We start from the raw sequence: 23,863 nt of genomic DNA, 5'->3' as shown, positions 1-23,863 counted from the left end.
GTCATGCCTCATGTGATCACCCAGTCGTGTTGCAGCGACGGGTCCTGTGTCTATGCGTGCCCGGTCAACTGCATTCATCCCTCACCGGATGAGCCGGGTTTCGCGACCGCCGAGATGTTGTACATCGACCCGGACGCGTGCGTGGACTGCGGCGCGTGCGTGAGCGCCTGTCCGGTGGGTGCGATCGCTCCGGACACCAAGCTCACCGACAATCAGCTGCCGTTCATCGAATTGAACGCCGGCTTCTACCCGAAGCGGCAAGGCAAGCTGCCGCCGACGTCCAAATTGGCGCCGGTGCTGCCCGCGCCGATGGTGTCTCCGCGCCCCGGTGGACCGTTACGGGTCGCGATCGTCGGCTCGGGGCCGGCGGCGATGTACGCGGCCGACGAGTTGCTCACCCAGCGAGGGGTCCGGGTGAACGTCTTCGAGAAGCTGCCCACGCCTTATGGTTTGGTGCGGGCCGGGGTGGCCCCCGATCATCAGAGCACCAAGCGGGTCACCCGTCTTTTCGACCGGGTGTCCGAGCACGCCGGGTTCACGGCGTTCCTCAATGTGGAGGTGGGCAAGCACCTGAGCCACGTAGATCTGCTCGAGCATCATCACGCGGTGCTCTACGCCGTCGGCGCGCCCAACGACCGCCGCCTCGACATCGCGGGGATGGGACTGCCGGGTAGCGCCACCGCGACCGAGGTGGTGGCCTGGTTCAACGGGCACCCCGAGTTCGCGGACCTGCCGGTGGACCTCGGCCACGATCGTGTCGTCATCATCGGCAACGGCAACGTCGCACTCGACGTGGCGCGCATTCTCACCTCGGATCCGGATGCCTTGGCGCGCACCGATATCGCCGATCACGCGTTGGCGGCGCTGCGGGGCTCGAAGGTGCAGGAGGTGGTGATCGCGGCGCGGCGCGGACCCGAGTTCTCGGCGTTCACGCTGCCCGAGCTCATCGGCCTGACTTCCACCTGCGATGTGGTGCTCGACGCCACCGACCATCAGCGGGTCATCGCCGACCTGGCCACCGTCGGGGACCGGCTCACCCGCAACAAGTTGGAGATCCTGACCAAGCTGGGGGATGCCTCGGCGCCGATCACCCGGCCGCGAATCCGGCTGGCCTACCAGCTCACCCCGCAGCGTCTGCTCGGCGACGAGCGGGTCACCGGGGTCGAGTTCGCGGACGCCGGGACGCTCGATGCCGGCATGGTGCTGACGTCGATCGGCTACCGCGGCAGGGCAATCGCCGATCTACCGTTCGACGACGTGGCCGCGGTGGTGCCCAATGACGGCGGCCGGGTGCTCGATACCGCCGGTGCGTACGTCGCGGGCTGGATCAAGCGCGGCCCGACCGGTTTCATCGGCACCAACAAGTCGTGCGCGGCCGAGACGGTGCGCAACCTGGTCGAGGACTACAACCGAGGGCAGCTCGGTGACCCGGTCCACAAGCCGGCGGCGCTGGACAAACTGGTCCGCGGCCGCCAGCCCGCGGTCGTTGACGCCGAGGGCTGGCGAGCCATCGACGCCGCCGAGATCGCGCGGGGTGGCGGGCAGCGCCCGCGGGACAAGTTCGTCGATATCGACGACATGCTCGCGGCCGCGGCGACGGCGCCGAGTCCGCCCGCGTACAAACGGCTGTTGGCCGGCCTGCGCCGTTAGTTCAGGGCGGCGACGATCGCCGCGGTGTCCCAGTAAAAGGGCCGCACCTCGGCGATGCGTCCGTCGACCACGTGCAACGTCTGCAGGATCGGGAAGCTCAGCTCGCGCCCGGTCGACCGGGCGCGAGCATTGACCCGGGTGAGCACCACCGAGGTTTCGGCCGTGCAGAGAAACTCCTGGCCGGTCATCTCGAATTCGGACCAGGTGCGGCTCATCGCGAGGAAGAACCGATCCATGCCGCGATGTCCGCGCCACACCCCGCCGTAGGGCAGGGCCCGCGCCTGATAAAGGACGACGTCGGGGGAGAAGAACGGGGCAAGGATGTCGAAGTTCGCCTGACCAGGTCCGCCCGCGGCCAGATAGTCGCGCTCGGCGGCATACATGCCGCGTAGCAGGTGCTCGGTGTCGATCGTTGCGTTCACACCCTGTAGACGGCAAGCGTGGGCGAAACGTGAGATGTGAGTTTCGCCGATATCGCCGCTGTGCAGCGTGTATACGAAGTAAATGCGTAGTGGTCGGGTCGCGGGTGTGGCAGTGGTGGTCGGCATCTGGTCGGCGACCGGGTTGGGGTATCCGGGTCTGGCCGCGGCCGAGACCCCAGGTGCCCAGCAGGGCACGGAGCAGGGCGCCGACCAGGGCACGGCGCACGCCTCGACACCCGAGGCCGAGTCCGAGGCGAAACCCGAGGTCAAGAAGCCCGAACGCCGGGTGGCGCCGCGGACCGTCCGGCAGGCGCAGACCAGCCCGCGCGGGGGGTTGTCCACGCCGCGCCTGAGCGGCCCGACATCGGGCACCCCGGCGGTCGACGAGGGCGACGGCACCGAGCCCGAGGTCGCCGAAGCCGAGGACACCGCGACGCCCGCACCGCCGAGTGCGTCTGAGCGGGCTCAGGTGCAGACCGCAGCACCGGTGGTCGCGGCCGCCGCCCCGGTGGCGGCCACCGCAGCAGCCCCGGTGAAATGGACGTCGACGCTGCCCAACCCGGTCACCGCGATCCGCTATGTGGCCAATGTCGTCAAGAGTCTGGTCGGCGCGGTGCTCAGCCCGTTCGCCGCGGGACTGCCCGCGGGACCCGTCGGCCCGCCCTCGGTGTGGGCGGTGTTGGCCTGGGTCCGCCGTGAACTGTTCAACGGCTCACCGAAGATCGACCACTCCGGCGAGACGACGCAGACCAGCACCGGTCAGGTACTCGGCAACGTCGGCGCTTCCGATCCCGACGGCGACCCACTCACCTACACCGTGATCGGCCGCCCGATCAATGGTGGCGTGGTCCAGATCGACCAGAGCACAGGCGATTTCATCTATCGACCGACGAACGCCATGGCCACCACCGGCGGCACCGACTCGTTCACCGTCGTGGTCGACGATGAACGCGCCGGCGTGCACTGGCACGGCCCGCTCGGTTTCCTGCAGCACGTCCCCATCCTGGGCAACCTGATCCGCCCCGGCGGCGGGCACGGGGTGGCCCGCACCATCACGGTGAACATCGACCCGGTAGAGGGTGTCGACCTGTCCTTCCCCGACGATTTCCATTGGGGCGTGGCGCATGCCGGATTCCAGGCCGAAGGCGGTCCCGGATCGCCGATAGACCCGAACTCCGATTGGTACAAGTGGGTGCACCACCCGCTCAACCAGCTGCTCGGCCTGACCAACGGGGTCCCGGAAAACGGGCCCGGCACCTACGTGTCCTATGACTCCGATGCCGCGCTGGCCAAGGAAGAACTCGGCATGAACACCTTCCGGATGTCGATCGAGTGGAGCCGGATCTTCCCGAATTCGACTGCGGGCATCGACATCACGGATGAGGGCGGCGGGGTGAGCCTGGCCGATCTGCAGGCCCTGCAGGCGTTGGCCAACCCGGTCGAGGTGGCGCACTACCGGGCCGTGTTCGACGCGCTGCGCGCCCACGGGCTGGAGCCGCTGGTGACCGTCAACCACTTCACGCTGCCGCTGTGGGTGCACGACCCGATCACCGCGCGCCCGCTCATCCAGCTGGGGCTGCCCGCGCCCGCCGCGGGCTGGCTGTCGGATCAAACGCCCGTCGAGTTCGAGAAGTACGCCGCCTTCCTGGCCTATACCTTCGGCGACCAGGTGGACAACTGGGTGACGCTCAACGAACCGTTCCCGCCGGTGATGACCGAATTCCTGGCCATCCCCGGGCTGGTGCCGAGCTGGCCGCCGGGGGTGCTGCGCCCGGATCTGGCCGCCCGCTTCGTGACCAACGAGGCCAAGGGACACGTCGCCGCCTATGACGCGATCCACACGTGGGATGACACCGCGTTCGTCGGCTTCGCCAACAACATGGTGCCGGCACGGCCGGCCAACCCGCTCAACACGAACGACGTGGCCGCCGCCGACGCCTGGAACAAGGTGTTCAACCAGTGGTTCCCCAACGCGGTCATCGACGGCTGGATCGACGCGAACTTCGACGGTAAGAAGACGGCCGACGAGATCCATCCCGAGTTCGCCGACAAGGTCGACTTCCTGGGCGTGCAGTACTACGGCTCACAACCCATGGGCGGCTTCGGGTTCGCTCCGCTGCCGGGCTTCAATTTCCTGCAGGGCATCCCGTTCCGGTGTGAGCCGACGTCGCAGAGCTGCAGCGATTTCAACCAGCCCATCGACCCGGGGGGCTTCCGTGAGGTACTGGAAGTCGCTGCGTCCTACGGTAAGCCGCTGTGGATCACCGAGAACGGCGTCGCCGACGATGACGACACCAAGCGGCCGTCCTACCTCGTCAACCACATCGCCGTCGTGCAGGACCTGGTGGCGCACGGCACCGATATCCGCGGCTACACCTACTGGTCCTTCGTCGACAACCTGGAATGGTCGGAGGGATACCACCTGCAGTTCGGTCTGTACGGCTCCGACCCGGCCACACCTGAGCTCAGCGCACCCCCAAGCCCGCCAGCATCTCGGCGATCAGTCAGATCACCGGCGCGAACGCGCTGCCGACGGACCTGTTGGCGCTCTACCTGCCCGGAGCTACGACTGTGCCTGCATAGCCGCGGCGATCTCGTCCATGCTGACCTCCCGGACCGGCTGGCCCAGCGACCACTGGTGGCCGAACGGGTCGCGCACCATGCCGTAGCGGTCGCCCCAGAACTGGTCGTCCAGCGGCATGATCACCTCTGCGCCCGCCTCGACGGCCCGGGCGAACTTGGCATCCACATCGGTGACGGTGAGGTGGATGGTGACCGGGGTGCCGCCGAACGACTTCGGGGTCTGGGACTTGCCGTTGTCGAACTCGGGGAAATCGTCGTTCAGCATGATGGTGGAACCGTTGATCTGCACTGCCGCATGGATGAGCCGGCCGTCGGCCTGCGGCACCCGGCCCATCTCGGTGGCACCGAATGCCTTGACATAGAAGTCGATGGCGGCGGGGGCGTCGTCGACGCACAGGTGTGGGATGACGGCGGGGGTGACTTCGATGGCCATGGTGCTTCTCCTGATCTCGGGCGACTGACGATCTATAGACCCGGACGGTCCCCGGATCTCATCGCAGACAATCACGAGGGTGTGACACGTCGTCAGACCACCGAGTAGCCGGCTGGTAGGGCGGATCTACCGGTCAGCGCCGTCAGCACCGTCTCGCCCTGTCCCAACCGGGCGGCCACCCGGGTGGCCAGCACCGCGGACTGTTCCACGGCATCGGCGGGTAGCTCGACATCCAGGCCTGCCGCCCGTGCGATGTCCGCCCCGTGCACCGTCAGCTCGAACACCCGGGTCTGCAGGTAGTGCGACAACCGGATGCCCAGCCCGCCGATGACGCTGATGACCGGATCGCCGGCGTTCTCGACGTCGGCCAGTGCCCGGGCGACGAGGCGGTCCACGGCGGCGGCCGGGTCGGCCCCGAGATCACGCCCGGCCTGGCGGCCGCGTTCGTTGACGGCCTCGGCGCCGGCGGAACCCATGAACTCCCGGACCCACACGTAGTAGGCGACGGCGTCGTCGACATCCTCATGATCGGCCGGCGCGCGCAGGTACTCGCTGACGGTGATGAGCGAGCGTGAGGTGTGTCCGACCAACGCGCGCATGTCCCAGTCGCCCAAGCCCGGACCGTCCCAGGACGTTTCGGGTATCGCCCGCACCAGCCGCGCGAAAGCCGCAGCGGCCGAGGCGAATACCGAATAGGTCATGACGCGGCGATGCGGTCCCACCCGGTGACCGACTCCGGCGAGCGGGGGTCGGGCCCGACGTACACCGCCGACGGGCGCACCAGCTTGCCCAGCCGCTTCTGCTCCAGGATGTGCGCACACCAGCCTGCGGTCCGCCCGCAGGTGAACATCGCGGGCATCATCTTCGGCGGTACCTGGGCGAAATCCAGGATGACCGCGGCCCAGAATTCCACGTTGGTCTCGATGGCGCGGTCGGGCCGCCGCTCGCGCAGTTCGGCGAGCGCGGCCTGCTCGAAGGCCGCCGCCACCTCATACCGGGGCACGCCGAGACGTTTCGCCGTAGCGCGCAACACCCGGGCCCGGGGGTCCTCGGACCGGTACACGCGGTGGCCGAAGCCCATCAGCTTGTCGTGGCGATCCAGGATGCCCTTCACCACCGCCCGGGCGTCACCGCTGCGTTCGGCTTCGTCGAGCATCGGCAGCACCCGGGCGGGCGCGCCGCCGTGCAGCGGCCCGCTCATCGCGCCGACCGCGCCGGACAGCGCCGCCGCCACATCCGCACCGGTGGAGGCGATCACGCGGGCGGTGAAGGTGGAGGCATTCATCCCGTGCTCGGCGGCTGTCACCCAGTAGGCGTCGATGGCCTCGACGTGCCGGGGATCCGGGTCACCCTGCCAGCGGGTCATGAAACGTGCCGTGACGGTGGCGCATTCATCGATGGAGCGCTGCGGGACGGCGGGCTGGTAGATCCCGCGGGCGGACTGGGCCACGTAGGACAGCGCCATCGCGGACGCGCGGGCGAGCTGATCGCGGGCGGTGGCGTCATCGATGTCGAGGATCGGCGCGTATCCCCAGATCGGCGCCAGCATGGCCAGCCCGGCCTGGACATCCACCCGGACATCGCCGGAGTGGATCGGCAGCGGGAACGGTTCGGCCGGTGGCAGCCCGTGCTCGAAGTCGCCATCGACCAGTAGGCCCCAGACCTCGCCGAAGGTGACCCGGCGGTCCACCAGGTCCTCGATGTCGACCCCGCGGTAGCGCAGCGCGCCGCCGTCCTTGTCCGGCTCGGCGATCTCGGTGGTGAACGCCACCACCCCCGCGAGTCCGGGAACGAAATCCTTCGGCACCGACGACAGCTCCGTCATGCGCCGATTCTCGCACTCGTCCGCAACCGCCGCCGCGCGCGTACCGTTCTGCAGATGGAACCGGAACAGCTCGCGCGGATGCGGGCCGAATACGGGTCGGTCGAGAAAGACGGCAGCGCCGATCTCGACGCGGACTGGGTGGCCGACGGGTGGCTGGTGTTGTTCGACCGCTGGATGGCCGAGGCCCACGACGCCGGGCTGTCCGAACCCAACGCGATGGTGGTCGGCACCGTCGATGCCCGGGGCCGGCCGGTGACGCGCACGGTGTTGTGCAAGAGCGCCGACGAACACGGGATCTCCTTCTACACCAATTACGACTCCGCCAAGGGCGAGCAATTGGCAATACAGCCGTATGCCTCCGCGACCTTCCCGTGGTACGGACTGGGACGCCAGATTCATCTGCGCGGCCCGGTGATCCGGGTGCCGGCCGAGGCGACCGCCGACTACTGGTCCAAGCGGCCGCGCGGCTCGCAGCTGGGTGCGTGGGCTTCGCAGCAGTCCGCGCCGATCGCCTCCCGTGCGGCGCTGCTCGGCCAGCTCGCCGATGTCACGGCCCGGTTCGCCGACCTCGAAGCCGTTCCTGTGCCGCCCAATTGGGGTGGATACCTGATCGCGCCCGAAGTCGTCGAATTCTGGCAGGGCCGGGAAAACCGGGTGCATAACAGGATTCGGATCACCCCGGCAGACGGACGGGTGGAGCGCCTTCAGCCGTAACCTCCGGCGCTCTCACAGGTGGTCGGGTTAGGATTCCTCGGTGGCCGCTGCGGACAGGGAAACCGATCTCGGTTTGCGCGAACGAAAAAAGCTGCGTACCCGGGCCATCCTGATCGACGCGGCGTTGGAGCTCTGCCTGCGTCACGGCTACGAGCAGACGACCGTCGACCAGATCGCTGCGGTGGCCGAGGTGGCGCCGCGGACGTACAGCCGGTACTTCGCCAGCAAGGAAGCCGTCTTCCTCACCCTGCTGGAGGATCTGTCCCACGAGATCGCTGCCGAAGTGGCTCTGCTGCCGCGCGGTATCGGCCCGATCGAGGCGCTGCGGGCCGCCCACATCGCGGTGCTCACCAAGTCCGCCGCCGGTCAGGTCGGTGGGTTCACCAGTGACCGCGTCGTGCTCACCCTGCGGGTGATCAACAGCGCAGATGCCCTGCAGCAGAGTGCATTCCAATTCAAGTCTGCTGAGGTGCTGGCCGCGCTGGCCGAGCTGATGGGCGTCGAGAAGGATGACCGCCAGTTGTTGCTCGGGCTTTCGGTCTTCTCCGCGATCATCATCGCCGCGTGCGGCGACCTGGTCGAGGATGTCGACGGCATACCGCTGGGCCCGCTGTTGATGATCGAGCGGCTCAACCAGGCCTGTGAACAGGTCGCCGGGTTCGCCGGCCAGATCTTCGCCTCCAGCCCGGGCCAACATGCAGCCGTCGACGATATCCCGGCGAATGCCTGAGCGGCAGCCGAGCGGGCTGCGGGAGCGAAAGAAGCTCCGGACCCGGGTCACGTTGATCGAGACCGCGGCAGAACTGTGTGAGCGGCAGGGTTTCGACAACACCACCGTCGAGCAGATCGCCGCCGCCGCAGATGTCTCGCCGCGCACCTTCAGCCGGTATTTCCCGACCAAGGAAGCAGTGATCTTCGCCATCATCGAGGACACCGCTGCGTTCGTCGCCGACGAGCTGGTACGGCTGCCCACCGATATCAACGAGTTCGAGGCGATGTTGCGGGCCCACCTCAAGGCCGTGCAGCCCGGCCGGGACGGCCGGCCGACGCCGATCTTCCATCGAATGGCGGCGCTGATCCGGATCGTGAACTCCTCGGCGAGCCTCGCGGTGACCAACATCCCGTACCGCGCGCAGCAGGACCAGTTCCCCACGGTCGTCGCCGTCGCCAAGCGGATGGGTCTACCCAAAGACCATGACGCGGTGCACATGGTGCTGGAGACCTGGACCGCGTTGATGAACTCCGCGACCCGGGGCCTGGGCACGCCCGGTCACCCGCCCATCGAGCCGGAGATCGTTGCTGCCCGCATCTCGGCGGCCTACGAGACCTTGACCCGGACGTGGCGGCCGTGGACCTCGGCCCCGGAGTCGACAGATCCGCGCACCGGGGAACCCCCCGCAAGCGCGCTGGATTGTTAGCGACTACCGTCCAGTATCAAGAGACGGCTTCCGGTCGCCTCACCCATGCCGACGCCCAGAGAAGGGGTTCCAGTGGCCGACAACTCCAGCCCTGACGAGAAAGCCACCCTGTCCTATCCGGGCGGCTCCCTGGACTTGGAGATCGTCCACGCCTCTGAAGGTTCGGACGGTATCGCGCTGGGGCCGCTGCTGGCCAAGACGGGTTACACCACGTTCGACGGCGGTTTCGTCAACACCTCGTCGACCAAGAGCGCGATCACCTACATCGACGGTGACGCGGGCATCCTGCGCTACCGCGGTATCCCGATCGAGCAGCTCGCGGAGAAGTCGACCTTCATCGAGGTCAGCTACCTGCTCATCTACGGTGAGCTGCCGACCTCCGATGAGCTCGCCTCGTTCACCAACCAGATCCAGCGGCACACCCTGCTGCACGAGGATCTCAAGCGCTTCTTCGACGGGTTCCCGCGCAACGCGCACCCGATGCCGGTGCTGTCCTCGGCGGTCAACGCGCTGAGCGCCTACTACCAGGACTCGCTGGACCCACTGGACAACAAGCAGGTCGAGTTGTCGACGATCCGGCTGCTGGCCAAGTTGCCGACCATCGCCGCGTACGCCTACAAGAAGTCCGAGGGGCAGCCGTTCCTGTATCCGGACAACTCGCTGACGCTGGTGGAGAACTTCCTGCGGATGACGTTCGGCTTCCCGGCCGAGCCCTACGAGGTCGATCCCGAGATCGTCCGCGCGCTGGACATGCTGCTGATCCTGCACGCCGACCACGAGCAGAACTGCTCGACCTCGACGGTGCGCCTCGTAGGGTCCTCGCAGGCCAACCTGTTCACCTCGATCTCGGGCGGCATCAATGCGCTGTGGGGCCCGCTGCACGGCGGCGCCAACCAGGCCGTGCTGGAGATGCTCACCAAGATCCGCGACGGCGGCGACGATGTCGAGACGTTCGTCAAGAAGGTGAAGAACCGCGAGGACGGCGTGAAGCTGATGGGCTTCGGGCACCGGGTCTACAAGAATTACGATCCGCGGGCGCGCATCGTCAAGGAGCAGGCCGACAAGATCCTGGCCAAGCTCGGGGTCGACGATCCGCTGCTGGACATCGCCAAGCAGCTCGAGGAGATCGCGCTGACCGACGACTTCTTCGTCGAGCGCAAGCTTTACCCGAACGTCGACTACTACACCGGCGTCATCTACCGGGCGATGGGCTTCCCGACCCGGATGTTCACCGTGCTGTTCGCGCTCGGTCGGCTTCCCGGCTGGATCGCGCACTGGCGGGAGATGCATTCCGAGCCCGGCAAGATCGGCCGCCCGCGTCAGATCTACACCGGGTACACCGAGCGCGATTACGTCGACCTCGGCGGACGCTGACTTCTCTTTTCACGAGAGATTTCTCACCCCGGTGCCGCTTGCCGGATAAACAGTTGTAGTTTCACAATAGTTGTGTGAACGACACCATCGGCACGCTGACGCCACGACGCAAGGCGATCGTCCTCGCGTCCTGTTGTCTGAGTTTGCTGATCGTGTCGATGGACGCCACCATCGTCAACGTCGCGATCCCGTCGATCCGCGCCGATCTGGGTGCGACGGCATCCCAGCTGCAGTGGGTCATCGACGTCTACACCCTGGTGCTCGCCTCGCTGCTGATGCTCTCCGGCGCCATGGGTGACCGCTTCGGCCGGCGCCGGGTATTCCAGGCCGGACTGTTGATCTTCGCGATCGGCTCGCTGCTGTGCAGCCTGGCTCCGGGCATCGACGCCCTGATCGCCGCGCGGTTCCTGCAGGCCATCGGCGGCTCGATGCTCAATCCGGTGGCGTTGTCCATCATCTCGCAGGTGTTCACCGGCCCAGTCGAACGTGCCCGGGCGATCGGTATCTGGGGCGCGGTGGTGGGTATCTCCATGGCGCTGGGCCCCACCGTCGGCGGCCTGCTCATCCACCTGATCAGCTGGCGGGCGGTGTTCTGGATCAACCTGCCGATCTGCCTGGCGGCCATCGTGCTGACGGCGATCTTCGTGCCGGAGACCCGTTCGGCGACGATGCGCAACATCGACCCGGTCGGCCAACTGCTGGCGGTGGCGTTCCTGTTCGGCGCCGTCTTCACCCTCATCGAGGGTCCCGCGCTGGGCTGGGACAACGTGCGGGTCATCGCCGCGGGCGCGGCGTCGGTGCTGACCTTCGCGGCCTTCCTGCGTTATGAGTCGCGGCGCACCGACCCGTTCATCGATCTGCGCTTCTTCCGCAGCGTGCCGTTCGCCTCCGCGACGGTGATCGCCATCTGCGCGTTCGCCTCCTGGGGCGCGCTGCTGTTCATGATGTCGCTGTATCTGCAGGGTGCGCGCGGCTATTCGGCCGTCCAGACCGGATTGATCTACCTGCCGATCGCGGTCGGGGCGCTGGTGTTCTCGCCGTTGTCGGGTCGGCTCGTGGGCCGCTACGGGGCCCGGCCCTCCCTGCTGGTATCCGGGGTGATGATCGCGGTGGCCTCCACCGTGCTGGCGCTGCTGCCGGAGTCCGCCCCGGTGTGGGCGCTGATGACGGTGTTCGCGGTGTTCGGTATCGGCTTCTCGATGGTCAACGCGCCCATCACCAACGCGGCGGTCAGCGGGATGCCGCTGGACCGGGCCGGTGCCGCCTCCGCGGTGACCAGCACCAGCCGCCAGATCGGCGTGAGTATCGGTGTGGCCCTGTGTGGTTCGGTGGCCGGTGCGGCGCTGGCCGGCACCGGGGACTTCACCGCCGCGGCCCGTCCGCTCTGGCTGGTGTGTGTGGCGCTGGGCGTGGTCATCACCGTGCTGGGCTTCGTGTCGACATCGCCGCGAGCCATGGACTCGGCCCGCAGACTCGCCCCGCTCATCGACGCCCCGAAGGCGGCGGCCGATGCCTGATCAGCTGGCCGACGAGGTCTGGCGCCTGATGTCGTCGACGGTGATCAACAACCAGGACACCTGGAAACGCGCCGTGGTGGACCGGACCGGTCTGCCGTTCAGCAGGATTCGCATCCTCACCCGGTTGGCCCGCGAGCCGCTGTCGGTCAAGCAGATCGCGGCCGCTGCCACGATCGATGCCCCCGCCGCGACCGTGGCCGTCAACGATCTGGAGGAGCGCGGTCTGGTGGTCCGGCAGGTCGACCCGGGCAACCGCCGCTCCAAGACGGTGTCGCTCACCCCCGCCGGGCGTGAGCTGCTCGCTGTCATCGATACCGTCGAGAACCCGGCACCCGCACCGTTGCGTCGCCTCGGTGCTACGGATCTTGCTGCGCTGCAGGCGCTTCTGGAAAAGCTGGGTTGATCCCCGGGTCGCTGCGCTCCTGCCCGCCGCTGCCTAGCTCTCCAGTACGGCCATCGCCGCATTGTGCCCGCCGATACCGGACACCGCGCCGCCGCGGCGGGTACCCGAACCGCACAGCAGGATGGCGTCGTGGTCGGTGGCCACACCCCAGCGCCGTGCCGGGGTGTCGAGCTCCTCGTCATCTTCGGCGAACGGCCAGCCCAGCGCGCCGTGAAAGATGTTGCCCGCGGTCATGCCCAGTGCGTTCTCCAGGTCGGTGGTGGTCTTGGCCTCCACGCACGGCCGTCCGTCCGCATCATGCATCACGACGTCCTGGATCGGCTCGGCCAGCACCGAGTTCAGCGAATGCAGAGCCGCCGCAGCCAGTTTGATGCGGGCGGTGTCCGGATCCATTTCCGCGAGCAGGCCGTGCGGGGTGTGCAGTCCGAACACGGTCAGGGTGTGGGCGCCGCTGCTGCGCAACGGTTCCGACAGGATGCTGGGATCGGTCAACGAGTGGCAGTACACCTCGCACGGCAGCGGATCGGGTATCGCGCCCGACGACGCTGCCGCATAGGCACCGTCCAGCTGACGCAGTGTCTCGTTGATGTGGAACGTGCCGGCGAACGCCTGCTCCGGGCCGACCCACTGGTCGCGCAGCCGGGGCAACCTCTTCAGCATCAGATTGACCTTGATCTGAGCGCCCGGAGCGACTTTCGGCTCCTGCTCGCCGAGCAGCCGGGCCAGCACCGCGGGGGTCACCCCGGCAAGCACGTGCCGACCGTGGATGGTGTGCTCACCATCGCGGGTGCGGTAGCTGACGTCACCGTCCGGGCTGATCGCGTACACCTCGGCGCCGGTGCGGATCTCGGCGCCGAAACCGCAGGCGGCCGCACTCAACGCACCGGTGACCGCGCCCATTCCGCCGACCGGGACGTCCCAGTCGCCGGTTCCGCCGCCGAGCAGGTGGTAGAGGAAACAGATGTTCTGCACCAGCGACGGGTCGTCGGTGGCGGCGAAGGTGCCGATCAGTGCGTCGGTGGCGATCACCCCGCGCACCAGGTCGTGGCGCACCGCCTCGGTGACGGTGCGCCCGATGGGTGTCTCGATCAGCGACTGCCAGGCGGCGCCGGCGGCCGGGTCACCGGCGGCCAGCACGCGGTTGTGGATGGTGTTGCGGGTGGTCAGCGGTGACATCAGCGTCGGCCACACGGCGCCGGTCACCAGCCGTGTGCGCCGGTAGAACTCGTTGAACCGCGCCTCGTCGGGCCCTGCGCCGATGGCGGCGAAGGTGTTTCGCGGGCCGATCAACAAACCGGTGGCGCCCCGGGTCGCCGGATCCGGCGTGTAGGACGAGTAACGGCGACGTGCCAGCCGGAACCGGGCGCCGAGATCCTCGATGATGCGACGCGGTAACAAGCTCACCAGATAGGAGTAGCGGGACAACCGTGCATCCACACCGTCGAAGGCGTGCGCGGACACCGCGGCGCCCCCGACATGGTCCAGCCGTTCCAGCAGCGTGACCCGACGTCCCGCGCGGGCCAGGTACGCCGCCGCGACGAGACCGTTGTGCCCACCTCCGACGATCACGATGTCTTGGTCTGGGGCCACAAAACCAGTTTGCCCGACTACGGTGGGAAACCGTGGCAACGAAACCCGAGATTGAATTTCCCGATGGCCCCGCGCCCGCCGAGCTGGTCATCGAAGACGTGACGGTCGGCGACGGCGCCGAGGCGGTGCCGGGTGGCACCGTGCAGGTGCATTACCTGGGCGTCGAGTACGACACCGGTGAAGAATTCGACAGCTCGTGGAACCGCGGCGAGGCCATCTCGTTCCCGCTGCGGGGTCTCATCCAGGGCTGGCAGGACGGTATCCCCGGCATGAAGGTCGGTGGCCGTCGCAAGCTCACCATCCCGCCGGAGCTGGCCTACGGTCCGGCCGGTGGCGGACACCAGTTGTCGGGCAAGACGCTCATATTCGTGATCGATCTGCTCGCAGCTCGCTGAGCCGGCCGACCAGCAGCATGTCCGAGCCCGGCGCGACCCGCTTCTCCCGGCGGCCGCCGGGCGCTGGCTGGCTGGCCGCCCTCATCGCGGTGCCGCTGGTCCTCGCGCTGATCGGGTCGGGCGGGTGGAATCAGACCGAGGACTCGCTGCCGCTCGCCGAGATCAACACGCAGGCCACCCCGACCCCCAGCACCGGTGCGCGTGCCACCGTGTTGATGGCGCCACTGTCGTTGCAGCACAGCGGTAATGACGTTGTGTTCAGTGGTCAGGTGCCCGATGAGCTGTCGCGCACGTTTGCTCTGGACCGGGCCCGGACGATGCTGCCGGGCTCCGATGTCATCGACCTGCTGACCGTCATCGACGGAATCACCGCGGTCGACCTGGCCGGTCTGGACCCGGTGCTGACCGCCGCGGCGGCGCTGCCGGACTTCGGGTTCAGCATCGACGGCGGCGATATCGTCCTCACCGGTACCGCCACGTCCGAGGCGATCGCCACCGGTGTGGAGGACGCGGTGCAGTCCGCGTGGCCCGATCTCGCGGTGGTCGACGATATCGCGGTGATCACGCCCGGTGTGGCGCCGCAGGCACCGACGAGTCCGGGCCTGACCGGCGGGTGCGCCGATCTGCAGCAAGCCATCTCGGGCCTGCTCCGTACCCCGATCCAGTTCGACGCCAACGGGTCCCGGGTGGCGGACAGTTCGGCACCGCTGCTCGCCCAACTGGCCGACGAGTTGCAGGCCTGCCCGGACGCGAGGGTGTCGGTCATCGGTCACTCCGATGATGCCGGCACCGATGCGGTCAATCTCTCGGTCAGCGTGAGTCGGGCGAAAGCTGTCGCCGACGCCCTGATCTCGAGGGGGGTGCGCCCTCGACTGGTGACCTCGCAGGGGGTGGGTTCATCCGAGCCCGTCGCGAGCAATGACAGCGAGTCGGGCCGGGAGCAGAACCGTCGTATCGAGATCATGGTCAGCGCAGGGGGATGAGATGGAATTCGTGATGCAGTGGTTCTGGTACCTGCTGGCGTTCGTGTTCGGTTCTGCGGTCGCGTGGGGAGCGACCGTGCTGCTGGTCCGGCCGGCCGATGAACAGGAGTCGTCGTGAACGCCGCGTTGCTGGCACTGTCGTTCTTCCTCGGCGTCGTGCTGACGCTGGCCTTCACGCTTCGCAGGACACCCTAGTGCGGGCCGGGTAGTTTCAGCAGCAGGCGCGTTCCGCCCAGCGGGCTGGCCTCCAATGATGCCGTGCCACCGTGTAATTCGGCCTGCTGGGCCACCAGGGCGAGGCCGAGACCCGAGCCGGAATGCGATGCGGTCGAACCCCGGGAGAACCGCTCGAAGACCTTGGTTCGTTCCTCCTCGGGGATGCCGCAGCCGTCATCGTCGACCGCGATCTCCACGCCCTCGCGGGAACTCACCGCCGACAGCTGAACCCGGGTCGCGTCACCGTGTTTCACCGCATTGGCGATCGCATTGTCTACGGCCAGCCGCAGGCCGGCCGCCAGGCCGAGGATCAGCACCGTCGGCGCGGGCACCAGTGAGACGTCCAGCTCCGGGTACACCCGCATGGCGTCGTGCGCCGCACGGTCCAGCAGTTCGGTCAGGTCGACCGGCGCGTGGTCATCGGAGGTGGACAGCTGGCCCTGGGCGAGGCGCTCCAGCGCGGACAGGGTGGCCTCGATGCGGGATTGGGTGCGGATGACGTCACCGAGCACCTCCACGCGTTGTTCGTCGGGCATGTCCAGGGTGGCCAGCACTTCGAGGTTGGTCCGCATCGCGGTCAGCGGGGTGCGCAGCTCATGGGAGGCGACCGCGGCGAAATCCCGGGCCGACTCCAATGCGGCCTTGGTGCGCTGCTGTTCATCGCCGATGCGGGCCAGCATGCCCTCCACGGCCTCGCCGATCTCGCTGGCCTCCCACACCCCGCGCACATTGACCTCGTCCGGGTTGGACTGCGCGTTGATGGCGCGGGCCTGCTGGGCCAGCCGGCGGAACGGGGTGATCATGACCGCCGAGATGATCCAGCCGACCAGGGCGGTGCCGGCGATCACGCCGCCGCTGATGAGCAGCACCCGGCGGTGCTGGGAGTCGATCTGATGCTTGGTATCGGTGAGGGTCGCGCCCAAGGCGATGGAAGCCTGCCCGGCGGAGAAGGTACGCACCCGGTATTCGGTGCCGTTGATGGTGGTGGTCTCGAAACCGACCGGGAACTCCGGCAGCACCACATCGGCGGGAATCGACACGGTGGCGCCGCCGATGCGCGCGGTGCGCACCAGATCGGGGTCGGTCACCGGGGCGTCGGTTTCGTCGGCCATGGCGCTGCTGAGCAGGGTGCTGACGTCCCCGAGACTGCTGATCGAGTCGAGGCGCCGGTCCAGCTGGCTGTACTGCTCGTTGGTGATACCGATCCACACCCAGGTACCGATGATGATGACGGTCAGCACGACCCCGAGCGCGGCCACGATGACGATGGTGCGCAGCGACAGGATGCGCTTGGGAAGGCCCAGCGCGCGGTACAGCCGGTCGTTCAGGTCCACCGGGTCAGTCTGAACTACTGGGTCCGGAGCACGAAGCCGACACCGCGCACGGTGTGCAGCAGCCGGGGCGCGCCGCCCGCCTCGAGCTTGCGGCGCAGGTAGCCGATGAACACATCGACCACGTTGGTGTCGGCGGCGAAGTCGTAGCCCCACACCAGCTCGAGCAGCTGGGCGCGGGACAGCACGGCGGTCTTGTGCTCGGCCAGCACGGCCAGCAGGTCGAATTCGCGTTTGGTCAGGTCGACATCGGTGCCGTTGACCCGGGCACGGCGGCCGGGGATGTCGACCTCAGTGGCCCCACCGAGATGGTCTCCGAGGAGAACGTCGCGGTGGACCCACGGCGGCGCAGCAGCGCCTTGACCCGCGCCACCAGCTCCTGCAGCACGAACGGCTTCACCAGATAGTCGTCGGCGCCGGCCTCAAGACCGGCAACCCGGTCGTCGACGCTGGTGCGGGCCGACAGCACGCAGACCGGTACGTCGTTGTCCATGGCGCGCAGCGCGGTGACCACGCTGACACCGTCGAGTACCGGCATGTTGATGTCCAGCACGATCGCGTCCGGGCGGGTCTCGGTGGCGCTGCGCAGGGCCTCGGCGCCGTCGACGGCGGTGGACACCTCGAACCCGGACAGCCGCAGGCCACGTTCCAGCGAGGCGAGTACATCGGGGTCGTCGTCGACGACGAGAACCCGAGGTGACGCCGGGGTACCACTTTCCATGGCGCCAATACTGCCTGAAAGCTGTCAGCGGCTGGGGGATGCTGGTCGGTCGGCGCTGCGTCCTTTCCGGGCGGGGTGCCAAACCGTGCTATGTACTTACCGTGAATTCGACTCCGTCCCTGGTGGCGCGGGCCAAGGCGCTGGTCGCCGACCCCGTGTTCGACGTCGTGATGATGTCGGTGATCCTCGTCAACGCGGTGGTCCTGGGTGTGGAGACCTTCCAGCCCCTTGCCGACGCGCACCGTGGACTGTTCGGCACGCTCAACAACGCCATCCTCGGCATCTACGTCGTCGAACTGCTGATCCGGATCACCGCCTGCGGCTGGAATCCGCGGGAGTTCGTCAAGGACGGCTGGAACATCTTCGACTTCCTCGTCGTGGTCGCGTCGCTGCTGCCGTGGTTGCGGGAGAACGCGATGCTGCTGCGGCTGATCCGGCTGCTGCGCATCGTGCGCATCGTGCGGTTCCTGCCCGACCTGCGGGTCATCGTCGCCGCCGTGGGCCGCAGTGTGCCCGGTGTCGCCTCGCTGGCCGCCGGCACGGTGCTGCTGATCTACATCTACGGGATGATCGGCTGGGTGCTGTTCAGTGGGCACGATCCCGACAACTACGGGAACATCGGCGTCGCGATGCTGACGATGTTCCTGATGCTCACCCTGGAGAACCTGCCGGACAACATCGCGATGGGCCTGGAGATCTCACCGTGGACGGTGGTGTTCTTCGTCTCCTATGCGGTGCTGGCGAGTTTCCTCATTTTCAACCTCTTCATCGGCATCGTGCTGAATTCGATGGAGGAGGCGCGCTCGGCGGATCGCAAGGAACACGAGACCGACGACCTGCTGGCCAGGCTGCGGGCCGCGCGGACAGCATTGGAGGAGGCCGAGACCGAACTGGCGAAAACCCACCGCCGGCCCTGACCGGTATGGGTTTGACCTCATCCATTGTTGAGGTTTTACGGTGGCCTGACGGCGGTTAATCCGGTTGTCGGATTCATGGCGTAGAACTCAGTATGGGTAGGGGGAGGAGGTGGTTGCGCGTGTCAGGACTGCAATCGGTGCCGGCGATCGCGCCGCCACCGCGGCGCATCAGGTCGTCCTCGGACATCCTGCGGCTGCTGCCGTACCTGAAGCCCTACCGGGTCCGCTGGATCGCGATGGTGGTGGCGGCGTTCGTCAGCCTGGCCGCCACGGTGTCGGTGCCCCTGCTCACCAAGGCCGTCATCGACGGCCCGGTGCGCGAGAAGGATTCCGCGGGCCTGTGGACGCTGGGGCTGGCGGCCACCGCCCTGCTGGTCATGGAGGCGGTGCTGTGGTTCATCCGGCGCTGGCTGGTGGCCCGCGCGACCATGGGCGTCGAGGCCGATATCCGTAAGGACCTCTACGCCCGGCTGCAGATCCTGCCGATGTCGTTCCACGGCAACTGGCAGTCGGGTCAGCTGCTGTCGCGGGTGATGAACGATCTGAGCGCCATCCGGCAGTTCCTGTCCTTCGGGCTGCTGTTCCTGATGCTCAACGTCGTCCAGATCATCGTGGTGACGACCATCCTGCTGGCGATGTACTGGCCGCTGGGTGTCGTCGTGGTGGTGGCCATCGTGCCGATCACGCTGACGATCCTGCACTTCCAGCGGCAGTTCACCCTGTTGTCCCGGCAGTCTCAGGATCAGGCGGGCAATGTCGCCACCCACGTCGAGGAATCCGCGCTCGGGCTGCGGGTGATCAAGTCCTTCGGCCGTGAGGAGCACGCCTACCGCGGCTTCGACGAGCGGGCCACCGGTCTGTTCGACACCGAGGTGCGCAAGGTCGGGGTGTCCGCCAAGTTCTGGACGCTGCTGGAGGTCATCCCGAACATCACGCTGATCATCGTGCTCGGGTTCGGTGCGTACGCCGCGGGCCACGGCCTGGTCACCATGGGCACGCTGGTCGCGTTCATCACCATGATGCTGTCCCTGGTGTGGCCGATCGCCTCGCTGGGCTTCCTGCTGTCGATGACCCAGGAATCGATGACGGCGGCCAACCGGGTCGCCGAGATCTTCGACGAGCCCCGCACGATCAGCGACGGACCGCGCGCTGAGGCGCCGCGCGGCGGCCGGCTGGAACTTGTCGACGTCGGGTTCCGCTTTCCGGACAGCGAGCACTGGGCGCTGCGGCACGTGAACCTCGCGGTGGAGTCCGGGGAGACCGTCGCCCTGGTCGGTGCCACGGGATCCGGGAAATCCGTGCTGGCCGCGTTGCTGTCCCGGCTGCACGATGTCAGCGAGGGCGCGATCCTGGTCGACGGCACCGATATCCGTGAGCTGTCGCTGCCTGCGCTGCGCCACACCGTGGCGACCGCCTTCGAGGACCCGACGCTGTTCTCCATGTCGGTGGCCGAGAACCTTCGCCTCGGTAGCCCGGACGCGACCGAGGAGCGGTTGGCCGAGGCCATCGACGTGGCGGCCGCCGGGTTCGTCTACGACCTGCCGTTCGGTCTGGACACCCGCATCGGTGAGCAGGGCATGAGCCTGTCCGGTGGTCAGCGGCAACGCCTTTCGCTGGCCCGCGCCATCATCGCCGACCCGCGCATCCTGGTGCTCGACGACACCCTGTCGGCGCTGGACGTGCACACCGAGGCCGAGGTCACCGAGGCGCTGGGCCGGGTGCTGCGTGATGTCACCGGCATCGTGGTGGCACACCGGGCCTCCACGGTGCTGCTCGCCGACCGGGTTGCCCTGCTGGAGGGCGGCACCGTCACCCGGGTGGGGACGCACGCCGAGCTGCTGGCCGACGCGCCGGAGTACCGGTATCTGCTGGCCGCCGATGAGGAACTGGCCGGGGTAGACCAGTGAGCACCACCGACTGGCGGGGCAAGGCCGTCTCCGCCGATGACGAGAACCTGCCCATCGACGAGACGATCTGCCGGCGCCGGGAGGCGCGCTCGCTGCTGGGATCGCTCCTGCGGCCCTACAAGTCGGTGGTGGCGGTGCTCGCCGTGGTCGTCGTGCTGGAGAACGCGGCCCGGCTGTCGGTGCCGCTGCTGGTGCAGCGCGGTATCGACCACGGCATCCCGCCGATCGCCGCCGGCGGCACCGCGCACGAACTGTTCCTGATCCTGGGCGCCCTGTGCGGTGTGGTGGCGCTGCAGGCCACCAGCCGGATGTACTTCCTGCGCCGGTCCGGCCGGATCGGCCAGGAAATCCTGATCGAGCTGCGCCGCAGGCTTTTCCGGCATTTCCAGCGCCTCGACGTGGCGTTCCACGACCGCTACACCTCGGGGCGGGTGGTGGCGCGATCGACCAACGACGTCGACGCCATCCAGGACATGCTGGCCACCGGATTCGACGGTCTGATCACCGCGGTGCTGACCATGTTCGGCACCGCCGTGTTGCTGCTCGTGCTGGACTGGCGGCTCGGCCTGGCCTGCCTGTGCGCGTTCCCGATCCTGGTGGGTCTGACGATGTGGTTCCGCAGCGAGTCCTCGCGCACCTACCTCAAGGTGCGCGAGGCCGCCGCGCTGGTCATCGTGCAGTTCGTCGAGACCATGACCGGCATCAAGGCGGTGCAGGCCTACAACCGGGAACCGCGCAACCAGGAGATCTTCGAAGACGTTGCCGACCAGTACAAGTCGATCAACGAGCGAGCATTCAAACTGTTGGCGGTCTTCATGCCCGCGGTGCGGCTGACCGGCAACCTCGCCACCGGCGCGGTGTTGCTCTACGGCGGATATCTGGTGCTGGAAGACCAGATGACGCTGGGCACCCTGACCGCCTTCCTGCTGTACCTGCGCATCTTCTTCGAACCCATGCAGGAGATCTCGCAGTTCTTCAACACCTTCCAGTCCGCATCGGCGGCGCTGGAGAAGATCGCCGGCGTGCTCGACGAGGATCCCGATATCGAGGACCCGGCGCATCCGGTGCGGTTGAAGGACGTGAAGGGCCACATCACCTTCGACGATGTGCACTTCTCCTATGTTCGAGACCGCCCGGTGCTGCCGTCGCTCAAGCTGGACATCCCGGCCGGGCAGACCGTCGCGCTGGTCGGGACCACCGGCGCGGGCAAGACCACCATCGCCAAACTGCTGGCCCGCTTCTATGACCCGGTCAGCGGATCGGTGACGCTGGATGGCACCGACCTGCGTGATATCGCCCAGGCCGATCTGCGTTCGCATGTGGTGATGGTGACCCAGGAGAACTTCATGTTCGAGGGCACTGTCGCCGACAACATCCGGTTCGGCCGGCCGTCGGCCACCGACGCCGAGGTCCGCGAGGCGGCCATCGCGGTGGGTGCAGACCGGTTCATCGACGCGCTGCCCGAGGGGTATCTGACCGATGTCGCCAAGCGCGGCGGCCGGCTCTCGGCCGGGCAGCGCCAGCTCATCGCGTTCGCCCGCGCGTTCCTGGCGGACCCGGCGGTGCTGATCCTCGACGAGGCCACCTCGTCGTTGGACATCCCGAGCGAACGGATGGTGCAGCAGGCCCTGGCCACGGTGCTGGCCGACCGCACCGCGGTGGTGATCGCGCACCGGTTGTCCACGGTGCAGATCGCCGACCGGGTGCTGGTGCTCGAACACGGCGAGGTGGTCGAGGACGGCCCGCCGGCCGAGTTGATCGGCGGCGACGGCCGATTCGCCGCGCTGCACCGCGCGTGGGTGGAGTCGTTGGCATGAGCCTGCTGCGGGTGTCGTCGGTCGCCTTGCCGATCGAATTCGGTGACGAGGCAAGCAACTTTGCTGCTGCCCACGCTGCCCTGCAGCGGTCCGAGCCAGGGCTGATCGTCCTTCCGGAGCTGGCCACCAGCGGGTACGTCTTCAGCGATATCGACGAGGCCCGCGCGCTGTCGATGACGGTCGATGATCCGCGGCTGACCGGGCTGGCCGATGCTGTGCCCGAGGGTGCGGTGGCGGTGATCGGGTTCTGCGAACGCGTGGGGGAGCACTTGTTCAACTCCGCGCTGGTGTTCGACCGGACCGGCACGCTGGGCTGCTACCGCAAGGCGCATCTGTGGGACGAGGAGTACCGGTTCTTCGCCCTCGGTGAGGAAGCGGGAATGGTGCTGGACACTGCGATCGGCCGGCTCGGCGTCGCCATCTGTTATGACATCGAATTCCCGGAGGTGCCGCGGCGGTTGGCGCTGGCGGGAGCGGAAGTGCTGGCGCTGCCGGTGAACTGGCCGCTGGCCGAGCGCCCGGCCGGCGAGCATGCACCCGAGACCATCCAGGCGATGGCCGCCGCGCGGGCCTCGCGGCTGCCGATCGCGATCGCCGACCGGCACGGCACCGAGCGCGGCGTGCAGTGGACCGGCGGCACCGCCGTCATAGACCGCGACGGCTGGATCGTCGCTGTGCCGGATGCCGACGGTGTCGCGACGGCGGAGGTCGATATCGATCCCAGCAAGACCCTCGGCGCGAACAACGATGTGTTCGCCGACCGGCGACCTGAGTTGTACTAGGGAATCAACCGGGCCCGGCGAGCCCGGGACACCGACTCATGCCGGGTGCGGGTGCCCAGTTTCGCTGCGGCACTGCGCAGATAGCTCTTCACCGTCTCGGTCTTGAGCGAAAGCCGTTCGGCGGCTTCGGCATTGGTGCAGCCCAGCGCGATCTGGGCCAGCACGTCCAGCTCGCGCGGGGTCAGATGCACGTCCTCGGAAGGCGCCGACAACAGGTCGGCCAGCCGGTGCAGCTCGGCGCCGGTGTCGCCTTCGGCGCGGCCGGCCAGACTGCGCAACCCGGCGTACACCTCGCGGATGGTCTCCGGGTTGGCCGCGCCGGTCTGCTGCGCCTCGCGTAACCGCAGCCGGCGGTCCACCTCGTCGCGGATACGTAGCTCGTCGGCCAGTCGGCGGCCGGCGCCGACCATCAGATCGGCGGCCCGGCCCCCGAACGGCGCCCCGGACCGGTACGCGCCGTACAACATGGCGCGCGGCACGCCGTCCACGATCACCGGCACCGCCAGCACCGAACGGATGCCCTCCGAGAGCACCGGGGCGTCATAGTCATGGGTGATGGTCGAGGCACTGCGGTAATCGGCCACCGACAGCGGCCGGCCCTCGACCATGCTGGCCCCGCCGAGCCCGGAACTCGACCGCACCACCAGGCCGCGCAGCAGCCCGGTCCGGGTGCCGACGAACTCACTGAGCAGCAGCGCATCGCCGGCCACCTCGCCGCCGAACAGCACCGGGACCCCGCCCTCGACGGACACCCGGCGCAACTCGGCGCGCACCGCGTCGGTATCGCGGGGCCTCAGCAGGGGAGTCACGGGTGTTCCCCTCTTTCGGGGGTAGCGGTCGGGTGAGTGTGACGTAGATCCTAGCT

20 protein-coding genes and 2 pseudogenes are annotated in these 23,863 nt (G+C 68.1%); 14 read left to right on the top strand and 8 right to left on the bottom strand.

What is annotated here, in order from left to right:
- The first annotated feature begins 3 nt into the window (after positions 1 to 3).
- Positions 4 to 1,650 carry a 4Fe-4S binding protein gene (locus C6A86_RS23945; protein WP_105364622.1) on the top strand — a complete coding sequence of 549 codons (1,647 nt, stop codon included), beginning with the start codon at positions 4 to 6 and terminating at the stop codon, positions 1,648 to 1,650.
- On the opposite strand, the gene C6A86_RS23940 is transcribed toward C6A86_RS23945, so the two are convergent.
- Positions 1,647 to 2,072 (bottom strand): nuclear transport factor 2 family protein, encoded by a 426-nt coding sequence (locus C6A86_RS23940; protein WP_233213106.1) that lies wholly within the window; start codon positions 2,070 to 2,072, stop codon positions 1,647 to 1,649. The genes C6A86_RS23945 and C6A86_RS23940 overlap by 4 nt on opposite strands.
- Before the next feature lie 82 nt (positions 2,073 to 2,154).
- Between C6A86_RS23940 and C6A86_RS23935 the strand changes: the two are divergent.
- Positions 2,155 to 4,452: pseudogene (locus C6A86_RS23935) on the top strand (family 1 glycosylhydrolase); the annotation flags it as partial.
- A 183-nt stretch (positions 4,453 to 4,635) separates the two neighbouring features.
- Here the strand turns inward: C6A86_RS23935 and C6A86_RS23930 are convergent.
- The 3 genes from C6A86_RS23930 to C6A86_RS23920 all read right to left on the bottom strand — a co-directional run bounded on the left by C6A86_RS23930 (position 4,636) and on the right by C6A86_RS23920 (position 6,913).
- Positions 4,636 to 5,088 (bottom strand): VOC family protein, encoded by a 453-nt coding sequence (locus tag C6A86_RS23930; RefSeq protein ID WP_105364620.1) that lies wholly within the window; start codon positions 5,086 to 5,088, stop codon positions 4,636 to 4,638.
- A 92-nt stretch (positions 5,089 to 5,180) separates the two neighbouring features.
- Complete coding sequence (locus tag C6A86_RS23925; protein ID WP_105364619.1) at positions 5,181 to 5,789, bottom strand: maleylpyruvate isomerase N-terminal domain-containing protein; 609 nt, start codon at positions 5,787 to 5,789, stop codon at positions 5,181 to 5,183.
- Entirely contained in the window at positions 5,786 to 6,913 is a 1,128-nt protein-coding gene (locus C6A86_RS23920; protein ID WP_396834185.1) for a citrate synthase 2, read from the bottom strand. Before C6A86_RS23920 ends, C6A86_RS23925 begins: the two co-directional genes overlap by 4 nt.
- 54 nt (positions 6,914 to 6,967) lie before the next feature.
- Between C6A86_RS23920 and pdxH the strand changes: the two genes are divergently transcribed.
- From pdxH to C6A86_RS23890, 6 genes are all read left to right on the top strand, one after another.
- Positions 6,968 to 7,627, top strand: a complete 660-nt coding sequence (pdxH, locus tag C6A86_RS23915) for a pyridoxamine 5'-phosphate oxidase (RefSeq protein ID WP_233213105.1) — start codon at positions 6,968 to 6,970, stop codon at positions 7,625 to 7,627.
- 40 nt (positions 7,628 to 7,667) lie between these two features.
- Complete coding sequence (locus C6A86_RS23910; protein WP_105364618.1) at positions 7,668 to 8,357, top strand: TetR/AcrR family transcriptional regulator; 690 nt, start codon at positions 7,668 to 7,670, stop codon at positions 8,355 to 8,357.
- Positions 8,350 to 9,045 carry a TetR/AcrR family transcriptional regulator gene (locus C6A86_RS23905; RefSeq protein ID WP_105364617.1) on the top strand — a complete coding sequence of 232 codons (696 nt, stop codon included), beginning with the start codon at positions 8,350 to 8,352 and terminating at the stop codon, positions 9,043 to 9,045. Before C6A86_RS23910 ends, C6A86_RS23905 begins: the two co-directional genes overlap by 8 nt.
- A gap of 72 nt (positions 9,046 to 9,117) precedes the next feature.
- Positions 9,118 to 10,419, top strand: a complete 1,302-nt coding sequence (locus tag C6A86_RS23900) for a citrate synthase (protein WP_105364616.1) — start codon at positions 9,118 to 9,120, stop codon at positions 10,417 to 10,419.
- A 95-nt stretch (positions 10,420 to 10,514) separates the two neighbouring features.
- On the top strand, positions 10,515 to 11,936 hold the full coding sequence (locus C6A86_RS23895) for a DHA2 family efflux MFS transporter permease subunit (RefSeq protein ID WP_396835387.1): 1,422 nt from the start codon (positions 10,515 to 10,517) through the stop codon (positions 11,934 to 11,936).
- Complete coding sequence (locus C6A86_RS23890; protein ID WP_105364614.1) at positions 11,929 to 12,339, top strand: MarR family winged helix-turn-helix transcriptional regulator; 411 nt, start codon at positions 11,929 to 11,931, stop codon at positions 12,337 to 12,339. Before C6A86_RS23895 ends, C6A86_RS23890 begins: the two co-directional genes overlap by 8 nt.
- A 33-nt stretch (positions 12,340 to 12,372) precedes the next feature.
- Here the strand turns inward: C6A86_RS23890 and C6A86_RS23885 are convergent, their stop codons facing one another.
- Positions 12,373 to 13,929 carry an NAD(P)/FAD-dependent oxidoreductase gene (locus C6A86_RS23885; protein WP_105364613.1) on the bottom strand — a complete coding sequence of 519 codons (1,557 nt, stop codon included), beginning with the start codon at positions 13,927 to 13,929 and terminating at the stop codon, positions 12,373 to 12,375.
- Positions 13,930 to 13,961: 32 nt separating this feature from the next.
- Between C6A86_RS23885 and C6A86_RS23880 the strand changes: the two genes are divergently transcribed.
- On the top strand, positions 13,962 to 14,324 hold the full coding sequence (locus C6A86_RS23880) for an FKBP-type peptidyl-prolyl cis-trans isomerase (RefSeq protein WP_105364612.1): 363 nt from the start codon (positions 13,962 to 13,964) through the stop codon (positions 14,322 to 14,324).
- 17 nt (positions 14,325 to 14,341) lie between these two features.
- Positions 14,342 to 15,307, top strand: a complete 966-nt coding sequence (locus C6A86_RS23875) for an OmpA family protein (RefSeq protein ID WP_105364611.1) — start codon at positions 14,342 to 14,344, stop codon at positions 15,305 to 15,307.
- A 191-nt stretch (positions 15,308 to 15,498) separates the two neighbouring features.
- Here the strand turns inward: C6A86_RS23875 and C6A86_RS23870 are convergent, their stop codons facing one another.
- Together C6A86_RS23870 and C6A86_RS23865 are read right to left on the bottom strand one after the other, a co-directional pair.
- The gene (locus C6A86_RS23870; RefSeq protein WP_105364610.1) at positions 15,499 to 16,857 is read right to left on the bottom strand and encodes a cell wall metabolism sensor histidine kinase WalK; all 1,359 of its coding nucleotides are present in this window, start codon (positions 16,855 to 16,857) and stop codon (positions 15,499 to 15,501) included.
- Between the two features lie 14 nt (positions 16,858 to 16,871).
- Positions 16,872 to 17,575 (bottom strand): annotated as a pseudogene (locus C6A86_RS23865) (response regulator transcription factor).
- 101 nt (positions 17,576 to 17,676) lie between these two features.
- Here C6A86_RS23865 and C6A86_RS23860 point away from each other — a divergent pair.
- The 4 genes from C6A86_RS23860 to C6A86_RS23845 all read left to right on the top strand — a co-directional run bounded on the left by C6A86_RS23860 (position 17,677) and on the right by C6A86_RS23845 (position 22,998).
- The gene (locus C6A86_RS23860) at positions 17,677 to 18,492 is read left to right on the top strand and encodes an ion transporter (protein ID WP_233213104.1); all 816 of its coding nucleotides are present in this window, start codon (positions 17,677 to 17,679) and stop codon (positions 18,490 to 18,492) included.
- A gap of 119 nt (positions 18,493 to 18,611) precedes the next feature.
- Complete coding sequence (locus tag C6A86_RS23855) at positions 18,612 to 20,399, top strand: ABC transporter ATP-binding protein (protein ID WP_233213103.1); 1,788 nt, start codon at positions 18,612 to 18,614, stop codon at positions 20,397 to 20,399.
- Complete coding sequence (locus C6A86_RS23850; protein WP_105364606.1) at positions 20,396 to 22,216, top strand: ABC transporter ATP-binding protein; 1,821 nt, start codon at positions 20,396 to 20,398, stop codon at positions 22,214 to 22,216. The genes C6A86_RS23855 and C6A86_RS23850 overlap by 4 nt, the downstream gene beginning before the upstream one ends.
- The gene (locus C6A86_RS23845) at positions 22,213 to 22,998 is read left to right on the top strand and encodes a nitrilase-related carbon-nitrogen hydrolase (RefSeq protein WP_105364605.1); all 786 of its coding nucleotides are present in this window, start codon (positions 22,213 to 22,215) and stop codon (positions 22,996 to 22,998) included. The genes C6A86_RS23850 and C6A86_RS23845 overlap by 4 nt, the downstream gene beginning before the upstream one ends.
- Here C6A86_RS23845 and C6A86_RS23840 read toward each other — a convergent pair.
- Complete coding sequence (locus C6A86_RS23840; RefSeq protein WP_105364604.1) at positions 22,995 to 23,807, bottom strand: LuxR C-terminal-related transcriptional regulator; 813 nt, start codon at positions 23,805 to 23,807, stop codon at positions 22,995 to 22,997. The genes C6A86_RS23845 and C6A86_RS23840 overlap by 4 nt on opposite strands.
- Positions 23,808 to 23,863: the final 56 nt, after the last annotated feature.

It is taken from the genome of Mycobacterium sp. ITM-2016-00316 (assembly GCF_002968335.2).
Lineage (GTDB): Bacteria > Actinomycetota > Actinomycetes > Mycobacteriales > Mycobacteriaceae > Mycobacterium.
The sequence above is the reverse complement of the archived record's forward strand: the minus strand, read 5'-3'. Positions and strand labels throughout refer to the sequence as shown.

Coding starts and splice junctions, on each gene's coding strand:
- C6A86_RS23945 (WP_105364622.1), top strand. CDS start 4: ATGCCTCATGTGATCACCCAGTCGTGTTGCAGCGACGGGTCCTGTGTC.
- C6A86_RS23930 (WP_105364620.1), bottom strand. CDS start 5,088: ATGGCCATCGAAGTCACCCCCGCCGTCATCCCACACCTGTGCGTCGAC.
- C6A86_RS23925 (WP_105364619.1), bottom strand. CDS start 5,789: ATGACCTATTCGGTATTCGCCTCGGCCGCTGCGGCTTTCGCGCGGCTG.
- C6A86_RS23920 (WP_396834185.1), bottom strand. CDS start 6,913: ATGACGGAGCTGTCGTCGGTGCCGAAGGATTTCGTTCCCGGACTCGCG.
- pdxH (WP_233213105.1), top strand. CDS start 6,968: ATGGAACCGGAACAGCTCGCGCGGATGCGGGCCGAATACGGGTCGGTC.
- C6A86_RS23905 (WP_105364617.1), top strand. CDS start 8,350: ATGCCTGAGCGGCAGCCGAGCGGGCTGCGGGAGCGAAAGAAGCTCCGG.
- C6A86_RS23890 (WP_105364614.1), top strand. CDS start 11,929: ATGCCTGATCAGCTGGCCGACGAGGTCTGGCGCCTGATGTCGTCGACG.
- C6A86_RS23875 (WP_105364611.1), top strand. CDS start 14,342: ATGTCCGAGCCCGGCGCGACCCGCTTCTCCCGGCGGCCGCCGGGCGCT.
- C6A86_RS23845 (WP_105364605.1), top strand. CDS start 22,213: ATGAGCCTGCTGCGGGTGTCGTCGGTCGCCTTGCCGATCGAATTCGGT.